The 16,899-nt window shown below is 61.2% G+C and carries 17 protein-coding genes; 1 reads left to right on the top strand and 16 read right to left on the bottom strand.

All coding sequences use genetic code 11. The features are described from left to right. Window positions 1–75: 75 nt before the first annotated feature. The 12 genes from ASD70_RS27060 to flhA form a co-directional block, all read right to left on the bottom strand. A complete protein-coding gene (locus ASD70_RS27060) occupies window positions 76–864 on the bottom strand; it encodes a CheW domain-containing protein (protein WP_046071806.1) in 789 nt (262 codons plus the stop codon). Next, on the bottom strand, window positions 864–1,652 hold the full coding sequence (locus tag ASD70_RS27055) for a ParA family protein (protein ID WP_043051089.1): 789 nt from the start codon (window positions 1,650–1,652) through the stop codon (window positions 864–866). The genes ASD70_RS27060 and ASD70_RS27055 overlap by 1 nt, the downstream gene beginning before the upstream one ends. Before the next feature lie 51 nt (window positions 1,653–1,703). After that, window positions 1,704–2,591 (bottom strand): flagellar motor protein MotD, encoded by an 888-nt coding sequence (gene motD, locus ASD70_RS27050; protein WP_056847926.1) that lies wholly within the window; start codon window positions 2,589–2,591, stop codon window positions 1,704–1,706. Window positions 2,592–2,607: 16 nt separating this feature from the next. Further along, a complete protein-coding gene (locus ASD70_RS27045; RefSeq protein ID WP_043051091.1) occupies window positions 2,608–3,348 on the bottom strand; it encodes a flagellar motor protein in 741 nt (246 codons plus the stop codon). Beyond that, the gene (locus ASD70_RS27040) at window positions 3,348–4,478 is read right to left on the bottom strand and encodes a protein-glutamate methylesterase/protein-glutamine glutaminase (protein WP_056847925.1); all 1,131 of its coding nucleotides are present in this window, start codon (window positions 4,476–4,478) and stop codon (window positions 3,348–3,350) included. Before ASD70_RS27040 ends, ASD70_RS27045 begins: the two co-directional genes overlap by 1 nt. A 48-nt stretch (window positions 4,479–4,526) precedes the next feature. Beyond that, entirely contained in the window at window positions 4,527–6,725 is a 2,199-nt protein-coding gene (locus ASD70_RS27035; protein ID WP_056847924.1) for a chemotaxis protein CheA, read from the bottom strand. Window positions 6,726–6,736: 11 nt separating this feature from the next. Then, a complete protein-coding gene (locus tag ASD70_RS27030) occupies window positions 6,737–7,525 on the bottom strand; it encodes a protein phosphatase CheZ (protein ID WP_043049702.1) in 789 nt (262 codons plus the stop codon). An 18-nt stretch (window positions 7,526–7,543) separates the two neighbouring features. After that, entirely contained in the window at window positions 7,544–7,918 is a 375-nt protein-coding gene (locus ASD70_RS27025) for a chemotaxis response regulator CheY (RefSeq protein WP_005790040.1), read from the bottom strand. A 167-nt stretch (window positions 7,919–8,085) separates the two neighbouring features. Then, window positions 8,086–8,826, bottom strand: coding sequence for an RNA polymerase sigma factor FliA (gene fliA, locus ASD70_RS27020; RefSeq protein ID WP_046071802.1), 741 nt, complete (start codon window positions 8,824–8,826; stop codon window positions 8,086–8,088). After that, window positions 8,823–9,656: a flagellar synthesis regulator FleN gene (fleN, locus tag ASD70_RS27015; RefSeq protein ID WP_003192912.1), complete on the bottom strand. Its 834-nt coding sequence runs from the start codon at window positions 9,654–9,656 to the stop codon at window positions 8,823–8,825. Before fleN ends, fliA begins: the two co-directional genes overlap by 4 nt. Before the next feature lie 105 nt (window positions 9,657–9,761). Continuing rightward, the gene (gene flhF, locus ASD70_RS27010; RefSeq protein ID WP_005790047.1) at window positions 9,762–11,078 is read right to left on the bottom strand and encodes a flagellar biosynthesis protein FlhF; all 1,317 of its coding nucleotides are present in this window, start codon (window positions 11,076–11,078) and stop codon (window positions 9,762–9,764) included. Between the two features lie 11 nt (window positions 11,079–11,089). Continuing rightward, entirely contained in the window at window positions 11,090–13,204 is a 2,115-nt protein-coding gene (flhA, locus tag ASD70_RS27005) for a flagellar biosynthesis protein FlhA (protein ID WP_046071801.1), read from the bottom strand. 425 nt (window positions 13,205–13,629) lie between these two features. On the opposite strand from flhA, the gene ASD70_RS27000 reads away from it, so the two are divergent. Next, window positions 13,630–13,884: a DUF6124 family protein gene (locus tag ASD70_RS27000; RefSeq protein ID WP_056847923.1), complete on the top strand. Its 255-nt coding sequence runs from the start codon at window positions 13,630–13,632 to the stop codon at window positions 13,882–13,884. A 111-nt stretch (window positions 13,885–13,995) separates the two neighbouring features. Here ASD70_RS27000 and ASD70_RS26995 read toward each other — a convergent pair whose 3' ends face one another. The 4 genes from ASD70_RS26995 to fliR all read right to left on the bottom strand — a co-directional run bounded on the left by ASD70_RS26995 (window position 13,996) and on the right by fliR (window position 16,897). Next, window positions 13,996–14,199: a cold-shock protein gene (locus tag ASD70_RS26995; RefSeq protein ID WP_056848033.1), complete on the bottom strand. Its 204-nt coding sequence runs from the start codon at window positions 14,197–14,199 to the stop codon at window positions 13,996–13,998. Between the two features lie 368 nt (window positions 14,200–14,567). After that, window positions 14,568–14,744, bottom strand: a complete 177-nt coding sequence (locus tag ASD70_RS29030) for a cold-shock protein (RefSeq protein WP_156382950.1) — start codon at window positions 14,742–14,744, stop codon at window positions 14,568–14,570. Between the two features lie 227 nt (window positions 14,745–14,971). Then, a complete protein-coding gene (gene flhB / locus ASD70_RS26990; RefSeq protein ID WP_043049695.1) occupies window positions 14,972–16,108 on the bottom strand; it encodes a flagellar biosynthesis protein FlhB in 1,137 nt (378 codons plus the stop codon). 3 nt (window positions 16,109–16,111) lie between these two features. Beyond that, window positions 16,112–16,897 (bottom strand): flagellar biosynthetic protein FliR, encoded by a 786-nt coding sequence (gene fliR / locus ASD70_RS26985; protein WP_046071799.1) that lies wholly within the window; start codon window positions 16,895–16,897, stop codon window positions 16,112–16,114. Window positions 16,898–16,899 lie beyond the last annotated feature (2 nt).

Below are 16,899 nucleotides of genomic sequence, written 5' to 3'. Positions count from 1 at the left end.
TGACCCCTTCAAGTGCCGTTCGACACGGCGTATAGGCTGCTCTGACCGCACTCGCGCACGGACCTTATTGTTCAATCAACTGCGTTTGTTCTGCGGCATCGCCTTGACCGCCCCGCTGGCGATCAACTCGGCCAGTTCGGCGACATCCAGCAAGGCGCACATGTGTTCGATCACGGTGCCCGCCAACCATGGCCGCTGGCCACGATGGCTGCGCCATTTGATTTCATTCGGGTCCAGGCGCAACGAGCGGCTGACTTGATGCACTGCCAGCCCCCACTCATAGCCCTGCACCGAGATCACGTATTGCAAACCCTGGCGGAAGTCGTCGCGGTAGCGGTCGGGCATCACCCAGCGCGCGGTATCCAGCACCTTGAGGTTGCCGGCCTGGCTGGGCAGGATGCCGAGGAACCACTCCGGCTGGCCAAACAGCGGCGTCAGCTCGTGGCCTTCCAACGAATAGATCGAGCCCAGGCACACCAGCGGCACCGCCAGGGTCAGCCCGGCGACGTCGAACAGCAGGCACTCGAACGGCTCGGCAGCCCATGCAGGGCGGCCATCGCCGGTCACCGGCGGCGGTGTGATGCTCGGCGGCAAATGCACTTCAACCAATGGCTCGACCACCACGGGCGCAACCGGGTCTGGCGTGACCGGCACCACAGGCGCAGCCTCGGCAAGTGCATCGCGGGCCTGCTCCTCGAGCACCGCCAGCTGGAACTCATCCAGCGTGCCGGGGGGTTCGACAGCAGGCTCCAGCACCAGGATCGGTTCCGGCAGCTCTTCCTCGGTCGCGTCCTGCAGCAAGGCATCCAGGTAGGATTGCAGTGCCAGTTGCGGCCGGGTCTTGAGGTCGACGGGTCGGTTCATCACGCCACCTGCGCCACAAGCTGCTGCGACAGCAGATGCTTGAGCAACGCACGATACGCCAGCACCCCACGGCTCTTGCCATCGAACTGCGACGGCGTGAGCCCGGCGCGGCTGGCGTCACGCAGGCGTGTGTCCACGGGGATATAGCCATTCCAGATCGTCTCCGGGTACGCATCACGCAATACCCGCAGGGTGCCGAGGGACGCCTGGGTACGACGGTCGAACAACGTGGGCACAATGCTGAATGGCAGCGCCTGCTTGCGCGAGCGGTTGATCATCGCCAGTGTGCTCACCATGCGTTCCAGGCCCTTGACCGCCAGGTGTTCGGTCTGCACCGGAATCACCAGTTGCTGGCTGGCCGCCAAGGCATTGACCATCAGCACACCGAGCAACGGCGGGCTGTCGATGATCGCGTAGTCGAACTCCTGCCACAGCTGCGCGAGGGTCTTGGCGATCACCAGGCCCAGGCCACTTTGCCCCGGCGACTGGCGCTCGAGGGTGGCCAGGGCGGTGCTCGACGGCAACAGCGAAATGTTGTCGTTGCTGGTGGGCAGCAACAGTTGCCCAGGCAAATCCGCCGCCACGCTGCCCTTGTGCAGGAACAGGTCATAGCAGCTGTGTTCCAGCGCATCCGGGTCATAGCCGAAATAGCTGGTCATGGAACCGTGGGGGTCCAGGTCGACCACGACCACGCGCTTGCCCGCCTCGGCCAGCAAGCCGGCTAAGGCGATGGAAGTGGTGGTCTTGCCGACTCCACCCTTTTGATTGGCAACTGCCCAGACTCTCATTCGGTTGGTTCCTCCCGGTGGGCACAGGCGCGACCGAGACATTGCATAAGGTTATTGAGCCGGTGACGGAGAATTGACGTTACTCGATCTGACCGGCGACTTGACTACGGGCGGTGCAGTTTGTGTGCCAGCACGCCTCAACGCCGCATCCGGGGTTGCATTGGCGGTGCCGGTACCGGTCAGGCTGCGGCGTACATCCAGGTTGCGCGACACCACCAGCACCACCCGGCGGTTGCGTGCACGGCCTTCCACCGTGGCGTTATTGGCCACCGGCTGGAATTCACCATAGCCCACCGAAGCCAGGCGCTGGGGGTTGACCCCCTGCATGGCCAGCATGCGCACGATGCTCGACGCTCGGGCGGATGACAGTTCCCAGTTGGTCGGGTACTGCGCGGTGCTGATGGGAAAATTGTCGGTGAAGCCTTCAACGTGAATCGGGTTTTCAAATGGTTTGAGAATCGACGCCACCTTGTCGATGATGGTAAACGCCTGGTCGCTCGGCAGCGCATCGGCGCTGGCGAACAACAGGCTGGAGTTCAGCTCGATCTCCACCCACAGCTCGTTGCCGCGTACGGTCATCTGGTTGGAGCTGATCAGGTCGCCAAACGCGGCGCTGATGTCATCGGCGATGCTTTTGAGCGGGTCGCTGGTGCCACCGACGCCGGCGGCGGTTTCATCGCTGTCGTTGACCAGTGCCTTGGCCGGGGTCACGGTCTTGGGCCGCTCGTCGCCAATGGGAATCGGCTTGAGGGCACGCTCGGTATCGTTGAACACACCCACCAGCGCCTGGGAAATGATCTTGTATTTGCCTTCGTTGACCGACGAGATGGAGTACATCACCACGAAAAACGCGAACAGCAAGGTGATGAAGTCCGCGTAGGACACCAGCCAGCGTTCATGGTTGACATGTTCCTCGGGCTCGCGACGGCGACGGCTCACTGGCAGCTCCTTCCCATCAATCCATGAAGCCCTGAAGCTTCAATTCGATGGAGCGCGGGTTCTCACCCTCGGCAATCGACAGGATGCCTTCGAGCAGCATCTCGCGATAACGCGACTGGCGCATGGCAATCGACTTGAGCTTGCTTGCCACTGGCAGCAGCACCAGGTTGGCACTGGCCACGCCGTAGATGGTGGCAACGAATGCCACGGCGATGCCGCTGCCCAGTTGCGAGGGGTCGGCCAGGTTGCCCATCACGTGGATCAGGCCCATCACCGCGCCGATGATGCCGATGGTCGGCGCGTAGCCGCCCATGCTTTCAAAGACTTTGGCAGCGTTGATATCACGGCTTTCCTGGGTATAGAAATCCACCTCGAGAATGCTGCGGATCGCTTCCGGCTCGGCGCCGTCCACCAGCAACTGCAAGCCTTTGCGTGCGTAGTTGTCGGGCTCGGCATCGGCCACGCCTTCCAGGCCCAGCAGGCCCTCCTTGCGTGCGGTGAGGCTCCAGTTGACCACGCGGTCGATGCCGCCTGGCAGGTCGACCCGTGGCGGGAAAATGATCCACACCAGAATCTGCATGGCACGCTTGAACGAGCTCAGCGGCGACTGCAACAACGCCGCGCCCACGGTGCCGCCGATCACGATCAGCGCCGCCGGGCCATTGGCCAAGGCGCCAAGGTGGCCGCCTTCCAGGTAGTTGCCGCCAATGATCGCGACAAACGCCATGGTGATGCCGATCAGGCTCAAGACATCCATCAGAGGCAGGCCTCCACCAGATGCTTGCCGATGTCGTCCAGGCTATAGACCGCGTCGGCCAGGTCAGCCTTGACGATGGCCATGGGCATGCCATAGATCACGCAACTGGCCTCGTCCTGGGCCCAGATGGTGCTGCCACCCTGCTTGAGCAGGCGTGCGCCTTCACGGCCGTCGGCGCCCATGCCGGTAAGCACCACCGCCAGAACTTTGTCGCCGTAGGACTTGGCCGCCGAACCAAAGGTGATATCCACGCACGGCTTGTAGTTCAGGCGCTCGTCGCCCGGCAGGATCTTGATCGCACCACGGCCATCCACCATCATCTGCTTGCCACCCGGGGCCAGCAACGCCAGGCCAGGGCGCAGGATGTCACCATCCTCGGCTTCCTTGACGGTGATGCGGCACAACTTGTCCAGGCGCTCGGCGAATGCCTTGGTGAACGCGGCGGGCATGTGCTGCACTAGTACGATCGGCGCCGGGAAGTTGGCCGGCAATTGCGTCAACACCCGCTGCAAGGCCACCGGGCCGCCGGTGGAGGTGCCGATGGCGACCAGCTTGTAAGCCTTGCGCTTGGGCGCTGGCGAATGAGCACTCGGTGCCGCTGCGGTACGTACCGGCGCCACCGCAGGCCGAGCCACGGGCGCAGGCGCCGGGCGTGCAAACGACGAGCCAGGCGCAGGCGCTGTGGGCGCAGGTGCGGCTGCCGGCGCCGGTGCGCTGAACAGGCTGCGACGGTTACTGCGGGAAATGCTGTGCACCTTCTCGCACAGCATCTGCTTGACCTTCTCGGGATTGCGCGAGATGTCTTCGAAATTCTTCGGCAGGAAATCCACCGCGCCGGCATCCAGTGCGTCGAGGGTTACTCGCGCGCCTTCGTGAGTCAGCGAGGAAAACATCAATACCGGGGTGGGGCAGCGCTGCATGATATGACGTACGGCCGTGATGCCATCCATCATCGGCATCTCGTAGTCCATGGTGATCACGTCCGGCTTCAAGGCAATAGCTTGATCGATCGCCTCTTTGCCGTTGGTGGCCGTGCCGACCACCTGGATCGTTGGATCGGCGGAAAGAATTTCCGAGACGCGGCGGCGGAAGAAACCCGAATCGTCCACCACCAGGACCTTGACTGCCATAAACACTCCGTTAGGCGGGGCGGGCATGACCGCCCTGCCCCACCAGAATCAAATACGCCGTGCGGCGTAACGCTTGAGCATGCTCGGAACATCGAGAATCAGCGCAATGCGACCGTCACCAGTGATGGTGGCGCCCGACATGCCCGGGGTTCCCTGCAGCATCTTGCCCAAAGGCTTGATCACCACTTCTTCCTGGCCCACCAGTTGGTCGACCACAAAGCCGATGCGCTGGGTGCCCACGGACAGAATCACCACATGGCCTTCGCGCTGTTCTTCATGGGCAGCCGAAGCCACCAGCCAGCGCTTGAGGTAAAACAGCGGCAACGCCTTGTCGCGCACGATCACCACTTCCTGGCCGTCCACCACGTTGGTGCGCGACAGGTCGAGGTGGAAGATCTCGTTGACGTTGACCAGCGGGAAGGCGAACGCCTGGTTGCCCAGCATCACCATCAGGGTCGGCATAATCGCCAGGGTCAACGGCACCTTGATGACGATCTTGGAGCCTTGGCCCTTGGTCGAGTAGATATTGATCGAGCCGTTGAGCTGGCTGATCTTGGTCTTCACCACGTCCATGCCCACGCCACGGCCGGACACATCGGAGATCTCGGTCTTGGTCGAGAAACCCGGGGCGAAGATCAGGTTGTAGCACTCGGTGTCGGTCAGGCGGTCGGCGGCGTCCTTGTCCATCACGCCGCGCTTGACGGCGATGCCCCGCAGGATGTTCGGGTCCATGCCTTTGCCGTCATCGGTGATCGACAGCAAGATATGGTCGCCTTCCTGCTCCGCCGCCAGGATCACTTTGCCGTTGCGGGACTTGCCCGAGGCTTCGCGTTCTTCCGGGGTTTCGATGCCATGGTCGACGGCGTTGCGCACCAAGTGGACCAGCGGGTCGGCCAAGGCCTCGACCAGATTCTTGTCGAGGTCGGTTTCTTCGCCCACCAGTTCCAGGTTGATTTCTTTCTTGAGCTGGCGTGCCAGGTCGCGGACCAGGCGCGGGAAACGGCCGAAGACTTTCTTGATCGGCTGCATCCGTGTCTTCATCACGGCGGTCTGCAAGTCAGCGGTGACCACATCGAGGTTCGACACGGCCTTCTGCATGGCTTCGTCGCCGCTGTTCAGGCCCAGGCGCACCAGGCGGTTACGCACCAGCACCAGCTCGCCGACCATGTTCATGATGTCGTCCAGGCGCGCGGTGTCGACGCGCACGGTGGTTTCGGCTTCACTGGCGGGCTTTTCCGCAGCCGCCGGCGCCGCTGCGCGAGCAGGTGCCGGGGCGGCCGCTGGGGCCGGGGCTGGCTTGGCGACCGGCGCGGCAGCTTTGGCGGCAACCGGTGCGGCGGCGACCGCTGCCGCGGCAGCCGGGGCTACCTCGGTGAACTTGCCTTTGCCATGCAACTCGTCCAGCAAGGCTTCGAACTCGTGATCGGAGATCAGTCCGTCGCCGGCCGGTGCGGCGCTGCTGGCCGCTGGAGCCGCTGGAGCTGCGGCAGCAGTGGCGGCGACTTCCGGCAGGGCTTCGGCTACAAACGTGCCTTTGCCGTGCAGTTGGTCGAGCAATGCCTCGAATTCATCGTCAGTAATGTCGGTGCTGGCGCTGGCAGCCGGTGCTTCTGGCGCAGCGGGTGCCACGGCATCGGCTGCGAACTGGCCTTTGCCATGCAACTGGTCGAGCAGGGATTCGAATTCTGCGTCGGTAATGTCTTCGCTGGTCGGCGTGGCAACAGGCGCCGCCGGGGCTTCGGCTTCGGCCTTGACCGCATTGAGCGAATCGAGCAGCTGTTCGAACTCGCTGTCGGTCACATCCGCCTCGGCCTCCACCACTGGTTCCGGCTCAGCTTGTGCTACCGGCGCAGCCGCAGCCGGTTCCGCCAGGCGCGCCAGGGCCGCCAGCAGTTCCGGAGTGGCCGCAGTGATCGGCGCACGTTCGCGCACTTCACTGAACATGCCGTTGACCGCATCCAGTGCTTCTAGAATCACGTCCATCAGTTCCGAGTCGACCTGCCGCTCACCCTTGCGCAGGATGTCGAACACGTTCTCGGCGATGTGACAGCACTCCACCAGCTCATGGAGCTGGAGGAAGCCGGCGCCCCCTTTTACAGTGTGAAAACCGCGAAAAATTGCATTGAGCAGGTTCGCATCATCCGGTCGGCTTTCCAGCTCGACCAGTTGCTCGGACAGTTGCTCTAGAATTTCGCCGGCCTCTACAAGGAAATCCTGAAGGATTTCTTCATCGGCGCCGAAGCTCATGGGTGTGCTCCTTAGAAGCCTAAACTGGATAACAGGTCATCTACGTCATCCTGACCTGACATAACGTCTTCACGTTTATCGGCATGAATCTGCGGACCTTCACCCTTGGCGAGATGTTTTTGTGGATCTTTTTCCGAGAGGATCGCTTCGCGGTCATGCTCGATGCCGGCAAAACGGTCGACCTGGCCGGCCATCAGCACCAATTTGAGCAAGTTGCTTTCCACTTCGGTGACCAACTGGGTCACGCGTTTGATCACCTGGCCTGTGAGGTCCTGGTAATCCTGGGCCAGCAGGATGTCGTTGAGGTTGCTGGCCACCGTGCGGTTTTCCTGTTCGCTGCGCGACAGGAAACCCTCGACCCGACGGGCCAATTCCCGAAACTCTTCAGCCCCCACTTCGCGGCGCATGAAGCGGCCCCAATCAACGCTCAAGGCCTGGGCTTCGCTGGCCATGCCGTTGACCAGCGGCGTGGCGTTTTCCACCAGGTCCATGGTGCGGTTGGCCGCCGCCTCGGTCAGCCTGACCACATAGGACAGGCGTTCGGTGGCGTCGGTGATTTGCGAAATCTCTTCGGCCTGGGGCATGCGCGGGTCAATCTGAAAATTGACGATCGCACTGTGCAGCTCGCGTGTGAGCTTGCCCACTTCCTGGTACAGGCCGCGATCACGGGTCTGGTTAAGCTCATGGATCAACTGCACCGCATCGGCGAACTGGCCTTTTTCCAGGCTGTCGACCAAGCGGTGAGCATGTTTTTTCAGGGTCGACTCGAAGTCGGCCTGCGATGATTCGTTATGCTCCATAGCTCCCCCGTGGCAGCATCAATGACCGATGCGTTCGAAGATTTTTTCAATCTTCTCTTTCAAGGCCAGTGCAGTGAATGGCTTGACCACGTAGCCGTTGACCCCGGCTTGGGCGGCTTCGATGATCTGTTCACGCTTGGCTTCAGCGGTCACCATCAGCACAGGCAGGCTGCGCAGTTTTTCATCGGCACGTACATGGCGCAGCAGATCGATACCGGTCATGCCCGGCATGTTCCAGTCGGTTACCAGAAAATCGATGCTCCCGCTGTTGAGGATCGGAATCGCCGTGATGCCATCATCCGCCTCGACCGTGTTGGTGAACCCAAGGTCACGCAACAGGTTTTTTATGATCCGCCGCATCGTTGAGAAGTCATCAACGATGAGGATTTTCATGTTCTTGTCCAATTCGACCTCCAAGCAGTCTTAAACGCGCCCAGCACCTGGACGCGCCATTTCAATCAACAGGCGTTACACAAAAAGGACTGCCCAGGGCACCACGGAACGAACCCGCGAAACCTTGCGGCTTCGCGGTAGCGTCTGCAGTGTCCCCACACTGCCTGTCAGCGCGCGCGCCACTCTCCCAAACGCCCCCGCAAGCGGGCCGCGCACTGGCTATGCAACTGGCTGACACGCGATTCGCTGACCCCCAGCACCTCACCGATTTCCTTGAGGTTCAGCTCTTCGTCGTAGTACAGCGCCAGCACCAGGCGCTCACGCTCCGGCAAATTGGCAATCGCGTCCGCCAACGCGCTCTGGAAACGTTCGTCTTCCAGGTCGCGGGACGGTTCGAGATGTGCACTCGCGCCGTCCTCGTGCAGCCCTTCGTGTTCGCCGTCCTGCAGCAGGTCGTCGAAACTGAACAGGCGGCTGCCCAAGGTATCGTTCAAAATCCCGTAATAATCGTCGAGACTCAATTGGAGTTCGGCCGCAACTTCATGATCTTTAGCGTCACGACCGGTTTTTGCTTCAATTGCACGAATTGCATCACTGACCATCCGCGTATTGCGGTGTACCGAACGCGGCGCCCAATCCCCTTTACGTACTTCATCGAGCATTGCGCCACGGATGCGGATGCCCGCATACGTCTCGAAACTCGCACCCTTGCTTGCATCGTATTTGGTCGACACTTCGAGCAGGCCGATCATGCCGGCCTGGATCAAGTCCTCGACCTGCACACTGGCCGGCAGGCGCGCCAACAGGTGATAGGCAATGCGCTTGACCAGGGGCGCATAACGCTCGATCAATTCGCCCTGGCTGTCACGTGCCGACTTTTTGTAAAGGTTGTAGCCGCTGGATGTCATAGCACCGGTCCTGCGCTCGTCTGATGCACCAAACGCTCGACGAAAAATTCCAGATGCCCCCGGGGGTTGGCGGGCAACGGCCAGGTATCGACCTTCTGGGCAATGGCCTTGAACGCCAGTGCGCACTTGGAACGAGGGAACGCTTCGTAGACCGCACGCTGCTTTTGCACGGCCTTGCGCACACACTCGTCGTAAGGAACTGCGCCGACGTATTGTAAAGCCACATCGAGGAAGCGGTCCGTGACCTTGGTCAACTTGGCGAACAGGTTGCGCCCTTCCTGCGGGCTTTGGGCCATGTTGGCCAGCACGCGGAAGCGGTTCATGCCGTAGTCACGGTTAAGCAGTTTGATCAACGCGTAGGCATCGGTGATCGAAGTGGGCTCGTCGCACACCACCAGCAGCACTTCTTGCGCTGCGCGCACGAAGCTGACCACCGATTCGCCGATCCCGGCGGCGGTATCGATCACCAGCACGTCGAGGTTGTCGCCGATATCGCTGAACGCCTGGATCAGCCCGGCATGCTGCGCGGGGCTCAGGTGCACCATGCTCTGGGTACCCGAGGCAGCCGGCACGATGCGGATGCCACCGGGGCCCTGGAGCAGCACATCGCGCAGCTCACAGCGGCCCTCGATCACATCGGCAAGGGTATGTTTGGGTGTCAGCCCCAGCAGAACGTCCACGTTCGCCAAGCCCAGGTCAGCATCCAGCAGCATGACGCGACGGCCAAGCTCTGCCAGGGCCAGGGACAAATTCACTGACACGTTAGTTTTGCCGACGCCACCTTTGCCGCCGGTCACCGCGATCACCTGTACGGGATGCATGCTGCCCATTTTATTTCTTTACCTTGTCTTGCTTAGACGCAGGCTACATGGCTTGGCCGCGTGAATCGCTTGCAGACCATCGATGTAGGTACATTTCACGGTGTTCATCCTGCCTTAACCGACCCGTTTAGCCGGGTGGTGGTAAAGGTCGGCGAACATATCGGCCATCGCTTCCTCGCTAGGCTCTTCTTGCATTTGCACACTTACGGCACGGCTGACCAACTGATGACGGCGCGGCAGATGCAGATCATCCGGGATCCGCGGCCCGTCGGTCAGGTAGGCGACCGGTAATTCATGGCTGATGGCCAAGCTCAACACTTCGCCCAGGCTCGCAGTTTCATCGAGCTTGGTGAGGATGCAACCGGCCAGGCCGCAACGCTTGTAACTGTGATAAGCAGCGGTAAGAACCTGTTTCTGGCTGGTGGTTGCAAGCACCAGGTAATTTTTCGACTTGATGCCACGCCCGGCCAGGCTTTCGAGCTGCATGCGCAGCGCCGGGTCACTGGCTTGCAGGCCGGCGGTATCGATCAGCACTACGCGCTTGCGCAGCAGCGGGTCGAGGGCATTGGCCAGGGACTGGCCCGGGTCGACGTGGGTCACCGGCACATTGAGGATGCGCCCCAGGGTCTTGAGCTGCTCCTGGGCGCCGATGCGGTAGCTGTCCATGCTCACCAGGGCGATATTCTGTGCGCCGTACTTGAGCACATAACGGGCGGCCAGCTTGGCCAGGGTGGTGGTCTTGCCCATGCCGGCGGGGCCGACCATGGCGATCACACCGCCCTCTTCCAGAGGTTCGATTTCCGGCGTGGCGATCATGCGTGCCAAGTGCGCCAGCAGCATGCGCCAGGCCTGGCGGGGTTCTTCGACTTCGGCGGTCAAGGCCAGCAAATCGCGGGACAATGGGCCAGACAGGCCGATGCGTTGCAGGCGACGCCAGAGGTTGGCCTGTTGCGGCTTGCTGCCTTGCAGTTGCGTCCAGGCCAGCGAGCCCAGCTGCACTTCGAGCAATTCGCGCAGGCCGTTGAGTTCAAAGCGCATCGAATCGAACACACGTTGGTCGACAGCGGCGGCCGGGGCTGGCGCAGCTGGACGCGGTGGCTCGACGAACGTCGGTTCTACCAGCGGCTCGGCAGCCGTCAACGGCAGGCCGGCGAACAATTGGCGATTGGTGCTGGCGTCGCTGTCGCCACGCATGCTCAGTTCAGCCTGGGCCGACACAATGCGCGAGGCAGTCTTGCGCAGCTCGTCTTCGAGTTCCATGTTCGGCACACGCGGGGCCAGGGCCTGGGGCGTGTAATCCAGCGCAGCCGTCAGCTCGACACCGCCGGCAATCCGACGGTTACCGATAATCGCGGCGTCGGCGCCCAGCTCATCACGGACCAGTTTCATGGCCTGACGCATATCGGCGGCGAAAAAACGCTTAACTTGCATAACCCACTACCTCAGCCATTGGGCCCTACTGTCGCGACGATAGTCACTTGCTTATTGTCAGGAATTTCCTGGTAAGCCAACACGTGCAAATTCGGTACAGCCAGGCGTCCAAACCGCGACAACATCGCCCGAACCGGGCCGGCCACCAAAAGAATGACCGGGTTGCCCTGCATTTCCTGGCGCTGCGCGGCGTCGATCAACGAACGCTGCAGCTTTTCAGCCATGCTTGGCTCCAGCAAAACACCTTCTTCCTGGCCCTGACCGGCCTTCTGAATACTATTGAGCAATATTTGTTCCAACCTTGGCTCCAAGGTGATAACAGGCAGCTCAGACTCAATGCCTACAATGCTTTGCACGATTGCACGGGACAATCCGACGCGCACTGCCGCCACCAGCGCGGCAGTATCTTGACTCTTGGCGGCATTGTTGGCGATGGCCTCGGCAATGCTGCGAATGTCGCGCACCGGCACCTGTTCGGCCAGCAGCGCCTGCAGCACCTTGAGCAATTGCGACAGCGTCAGCACGCCCGGCACCAGCTCTTCGGCCAGTTTCGGCGACGACTTGGCCAGCAAGCCCATCAATTGCTGGACTTCCTCATGGCCGATCAGCTCGTGGGAGTGCTTGTAAAGAATCTGGTTGAGGTGGGTGGCGACCACCGTGCTGGCATCGACCACGGTGTAACCCAGGGACTGCGCCTGGCTACGCTGGCTGACTTCGATCCACACCGCTTCCAGGCCAAAAGCCGGATCTTTGGCGGTGATGCCGTTGAGGGTACCGAACACCTGGCCGGGGTTGATCGCCAGTTCGCGGTCCGGGTAGATCTCGGCTTCGGCGAGGATCACCCCCATCAGGGTCAGGCGGTAGGCACTGGGGGCCAGGTCGAGGTTGTCGCGGATATGCACGGTGGGCATCAGGAAGCCCAGGTCCTGGGACAGCTTCTTGCGCACGCCCTTGATCCGCGCCAGCAATTGCCCGCCTTGGTTTCGGTCCACCAGCGGGATCAGGCGGTAGCCGACTTCCAGGCCGATCATGTCGATCGGGGTTACGTCGTCCCAACCCAACTCCTTGGTTTCCTGGGCGCGGGCTGGGGATGGCAGCAGTTCCTGTTGGCGTGCAACCTCCTGCAGGGCCTGGACCTTGACCTGGTTCTGTTTTTTCCAGAACAGGTAGGCACCGCCACCGGCCAAGGCGGCCATGGTCAGGAACGACACGTGGGGCATGCCCGGCACGATGCCCATGATCGCCATGATGCCCGCCGCCACGGCCAAGGCCTTGGGAGACGCGAACATCTGCCGGCTGATCTGCTTGCCCATGTCTTCGGAGCCCGAAGCACGGGTCACCATGATCGCCGCCGCTGTGGATAACAACAGTGATGGCAATTGCGCCACTAAACCGTCACCGATGGTAAGCAAGGCGTAGACCTTGCCGGCATCGCCGAAGGTCATGCCGTGCTGGAAGATGCCGACCGCCATGCCGCCGATCAGGTTGATAAACAGAATCAACAGGCCGGCGATGGCGTCACCGCGCACAAACTTACTCGCACCGTCCATGGAGCCGTAGAACTCGGCCTCCTGGGCCACTTCCAGGCGGCGGGTCTTGGCTTGGTTCTGGTCGATCAGGCCGGCGTTGAGGTCGGCGTCGATGGCCATCTGCTTGCCGGGCATCGCATCGAGGGTAAAGCGCGCGCTCACCTCGGAAATCCGCCCGGCGCCCTTGGTCACCACCACGAAGTTGATGATCATCAGGATCGCGAACACCACGATACCGACTACGTAGTTACCGCCGATCACCACCTCACCAAAGGCCTGGATCACCTTACCGGCGGCGGCGTGGCCGTCCTGGCCATGAAGCATCACCACCCGCGTCGACGCCACGTTCAGCGCCAGGCGCAGCAGGGTCGCAATCAGCAGGATGGTGGGGAATACCGCGAAATCCAGCGGCCGCAGGGCGTACACGCACACCAGCAGCACCACGACGGACAGGGCAATGTTGAAGGTAAAGAACACATCAAGCAGGAACGGCGGCATCGGCAACATCATCATTGCCAGCATCACCAGCAGCAACAACGGCACACCCAGATTGCCCCGCGACAGGTCAGTCAGGGTGCCACGGGCCGTGTTGAGCATTTGAGAGCGATCTACCACCGGTATTCCTCGTGTCCTTGAAGCAAAGTTTTGACGCTGGAAGGCGACTTGGAGGCGGTATTGCAAGAAGCCTTCCAACTTTGCTTTTGGGCCCGGAGAACCTCGCAAACACCCCGGGTCACCGGGTTTAAATCAATCCAAATGTGGGAGGGGGCTTGCTCCCGATAGCGGTGTATCAGGCACTGATGTTTGGCTGATTCACCGCTATCGGGAGCAAGCCCCCTCCCACATTTGATCTGTGTACAGCCGGTGCTATCGAGGAAATTTCTGACAAGGATTTGGGGTTGCCCCTAGGAAACCGGCTCTCTAGTCTCCGTACACCGCTGCAAACGCAGCGGTCGGGCGTCGCGGCCCGGATTACCTAGGAGCAAAAGCACCATCTCCCTTTCAGTAAAAGGAGCTTCACAGTGATCAAACCCGCCCCAAATTCCCCCACCCGGCTATTTACCGTAGCCGATGGCATCAACACCGAAGACCTGCTGGTCAACCTCAGCGAAACCCTCGCCTCGGCCAATGCCTTGAGCTGTGATCTGGCCTTTGACCTGGAAGGCTCGAAACGAGAGGAATTGCTCGGCGTTGCGCAACTGATCGAACTGGCGCAGTTACTGGCTGATCGCCTATACCTTGGCGCCGGAATAACGAGCGCCGCAAGCGGCGGGTGACACGGTCAAAACTGTGGGAGGGGGCTTGCCCCCGATGGCGGTGTATCAGGCAATGGATTCATTGACTGAGCCACTGCTATCGGGGGCAAGCCCCCTCCCACATTTGAGCCTTTAAATAGGCCGTATATTCACGGCCTGAGGGCCTTTGGGTCCCTGTTCTATCTCAAACTCCACTTTTTGGTTTTCTTCCAGACTTCTGAATCCACCCGACTGAATTGCCGAGTAATGGGCAAAAACATCCGGCCCCTCATCATCCCGGGTAATAAAACCAAAGCCCTTCTCCGCGTTGAACCACTTCACAGTACCCGTTGCCATTGCCTTTCTCCTTACACCTATAGACCCGCCCTGCACGCTCGCGCCGACGGGAAGCGCATAAACGCCCTTGGGTTTATGGATCATCTGAAACGTTATCTGCTCACCAATCGACAGTGCAGCCCAATGCCAATCGCTCCAGTCGATGAAAACGCTTTCTTGCTCGTCGTCCAGCGCAATCAACCACTCGCCCCGGGTCAACTCATAGGATCTGACAGTACCTGTAGCCAGCCTCAATACCACTCTCCCCTGCATCTGGTTTACTACATGCGCGAAGTGCTTGACCTGTACTAAACAACGGCATGCGCCCTTTGGCTACTGTCAAAGTTGACAGGTAGACGCGAGCGGTCGATGGGTGCTAGAGCGCCGGTTCATACATCCGGTGATGGTTTTCGCTTGCGGGGTTTTCGTCGCTTGGGCGCGGCGGGCGGGGCTTCACTGCCCTTGGCATCTTTAGACTCCACTGCAACCTCATTGCCATCACGGTCTCGGGCAATAAAGCCAATGCCCTTGACCGCATCGAACCACCTGACCGTGCCCTTATTCATCTGTGCCTCCCGAGACGCGCATGCCTGCGCGCCTCATCGCTGTATCAAACAGTGAAGGCGGCGTCGTGGCTACTGTCAAAGTTGACAGGTAGACCGCACACCTCTGTAGGAGCGAGCTTGCTCGCGAAGGTGGGTAACGATAACGCGGGGAAACAGGATGAACTCAGCGACTCTGAGTTTTTCGCGAGCAAGCTCGCTCCTACAGAGGCAGGCATAAAAGCGCGTTTTCAGGAATCGCGGCGCAAATCCGGCGGGATCGGCAGGTCTTTGAGCGGGTCCGGGCGCTTACCCTTGCCGGCGCGGTATTGGCGGATCTGGTAGACGTAGGCCAACACCTGGGCAACGGCCAGGTACAAGCCGGCCGGGATTTCCTGGTCGAGGTCGGTGGAGTAGAAAATTGAGCGCGCCAATGCTGGCGACTCCAATAACAGGATGTCGTTGGCCACGGCGATTTCGCGGATTTTCAGCGCGGTAAAGTCGCTGCCCTTGGCCAGCAACATCGGCGCACCACCCTTCTCGGGGTCGTACTTGAGGGCCACGGCGTAGTGAGTCGGGTTGGTAATGATCACGTCGGCGTCGGGCACCGAGGCCATCATCTTGCGCTGGGACATTTCGCGCTGCAGTTGGCGGATGCGTTGCTTGACCTCGGGGCGGCCTTCCTGGTCCTTGTGTTCGTCGCGCACTTCCTGCTTGGTCATCAGCAGTTTCTTGTGGCTTTCCCACAGCTGGATCGGTGCATCCACGGCGGCAATGAGGATCAGCCCCAGGGCCATCCACAGGGAACTCCAGCCCACCACTTGCACGCTATGGATGATCGCGGATTCGAGCGGCTCATGGGCGATGCGCTGCAAGTCATCGATGTCGGACGACAGTACGGCCAGGGCCACGAACAGAATCAGGATGAACTTGGCCAGGGCCTTGAGCAGTTCCACCAGGGCCTTGGCGGAAAACATGCGTTTGAGCCCGGCGCCGGGGTTCATGCGGCTGAATTTGGGCGCCATGCTGCCGGCGGCGAACAACCAGCCGCCGAGCGCCACCGGGCCGATCAGCGCGGCGAGCAACAGGGTGATCAGGATCGGTTGCACCGCCAGGATCGCGATCTGGCCCGAGTGCAGCAGATACTGGCCCATGGCGCCGGGGCTGAGCAGCACCTCGCGGGGCAGGCTGAAGTTGTGCTTCATCAGCTCCATCAGGTCCAGCGCCAGGCCACCGCCGTAGATCAGCAAGGCACCGGCGCCGGCCATCATGGTGGCGAAGGTATTCAGCTCTTTGGAGCGCGCAATCTCGCCCTTTTCCCTGGAGTCCTTTTTACGTTTCTCCGTGGGGTCTTCTGTCTTGTCCTGACCACTCTCGCTCTCGGCCATGGCTCAGCGCGCCCGTGCCAGATCACGTAAGAACTGCAGGGCGTCGGTGGCCAGCGGTTGATACTGATTGAGAATGTCAGCCAGGCCGACCCAGAAAATCCCCATGCCCAACACCAGGGTCAGGGGGAAACCAATCGAGAAGATGTTCAGTTGAGGCGCCGCACGGGTCATCACGCCGAACGCAATGTTGACCACCAACAGCGCCGTGATCGCCGGCAGCACCAGCAACAACGAGGCGCCCAGCACCCAGCTGAGGCGTCCCACCAGCTCCCAGAAATGATTGACTACCAGCCCCGAGCCCACCGGCAAGGTGGTGAAGCTCTCGGTGAGCACTTCGAATGCCACCAGATGGCCGTTCATAGCCAGGAACAGCAAGGTCACCAGCATGGTCAGGAATTGCCCGATCACCGCCACGGACACGCCGTTGGTGGGGTCGACCATCGAGGCGAAGCCCATGCCCATCTGAATCGAGATGATCTGCCCGGCGATCACGAACGCCTGGAAGAACAGTTGCAGGGAGAACCCCAGCAGCGCGCCGATCAGGATCTGTTCGGCAATCAACATCAAGGCACTGAGGTCCAGGGCGTTGACCGGCGGCATCGGCGGCAGGCCAGGCACGATCACCACCGTGATCGCCACGGCGAAATACAGCCGCACACGCTGCGGCACCAGGGTAGTACCGAACACCGGCATGCTCATCAGCACCGCCGCCACGCGAAACAGCGGCAGGATGAACGAGGCCACCCAGGTGCTGATCTGGGTGTCGGTGAGGGCCAGCAACGACTGCATCA

This window comes from Pseudomonas sp. Root569 (assembly GCF_001427465.1).
GTDB classification, from domain to species: domain Bacteria; phylum Pseudomonadota; class Gammaproteobacteria; order Pseudomonadales; family Pseudomonadaceae; genus Aquipseudomonas; species Aquipseudomonas synxantha.
This window is presented reverse-complemented; position numbering and strand designations above follow the sequence as displayed.

Excerpts from the sequence above, each read along its gene's own strand:
- ASD70_RS27060 (WP_046071806.1), bottom strand. The coding sequence starts at position 864 with ATGAACCGACCCGTCGACCTCAAGACCCGGCCGCAACTGGCACTGCAA.
- ASD70_RS27055 (WP_043051089.1), bottom strand. The coding sequence starts at position 1,652 with ATGAGAGTCTGGGCAGTTGCCAATCAAAAGGGTGGAGTCGGCAAGACC.
- ASD70_RS27045 (WP_043051091.1), bottom strand. The coding sequence starts at position 3,348 with ATGGATGTCTTGAGCCTGATCGGCATCACCATGGCGTTTGTCGCGATC.
- ASD70_RS27040 (WP_056847925.1), bottom strand. The coding sequence starts at position 4,478 with ATGGCAGTCAAGGTCCTGGTGGTGGACGATTCGGGTTTCTTCCGCCGC.
- ASD70_RS27035 (WP_056847924.1), bottom strand. The coding sequence starts at position 6,725 with ATGAGCTTCGGCGCCGATGAAGAAATCCTTCAGGATTTCCTTGTAGAG.
- ASD70_RS27030 (WP_043049702.1), bottom strand. The coding sequence starts at position 7,525 with ATGGAGCATAACGAATCATCGCAGGCCGACTTCGAGTCGACCCTGAAA.
- ASD70_RS27025 (WP_005790040.1), bottom strand. The coding sequence starts at position 7,918 with ATGAAAATCCTCATCGTTGATGACTTCTCAACGATGCGGCGGATCATA.
- fliA (WP_046071802.1), bottom strand. The coding sequence starts at position 8,826 with ATGACATCCAGCGGCTACAACCTTTACAAAAAGTCGGCACGTGACAGC.
- fleN (WP_003192912.1), bottom strand. The coding sequence starts at position 9,656 with ATGGGCAGCATGCATCCCGTACAGGTGATCGCGGTGACCGGCGGCAAA.
- flhF (WP_005790047.1), bottom strand. The coding sequence starts at position 11,078 with ATGCAAGTTAAGCGTTTTTTCGCCGCCGATATGCGTCAGGCCATGAAA.
- flhA (WP_046071801.1), bottom strand. The coding sequence starts at position 13,204 with ATGCTCAACACGGCCCGTGGCACCCTGACTGACCTGTCGCGGGGCAAT.
- ASD70_RS26995 (WP_056848033.1), bottom strand. The coding sequence starts at position 14,199 with ATGGCAACGGGTACTGTGAAGTGGTTCAACGCGGAGAAGGGCTTTGGT.
- ASD70_RS29030 (WP_156382950.1), bottom strand. The coding sequence starts at position 14,744 with ATGAATAAGGGCACGGTCAGGTGGTTCGATGCGGTCAAGGGCATTGGC.
- flhB (WP_043049695.1), bottom strand. The coding sequence starts at position 16,108 with ATGGCCGAGAGCGAGAGTGGTCAGGACAAGACAGAAGACCCCACGGAG.
- fliR (WP_046071799.1), bottom strand. The coding sequence starts at position 16,897 with ATGCAGTCGTTGCTGGCCCTCACCGACACCCAGATCAGCACCTGGGTG.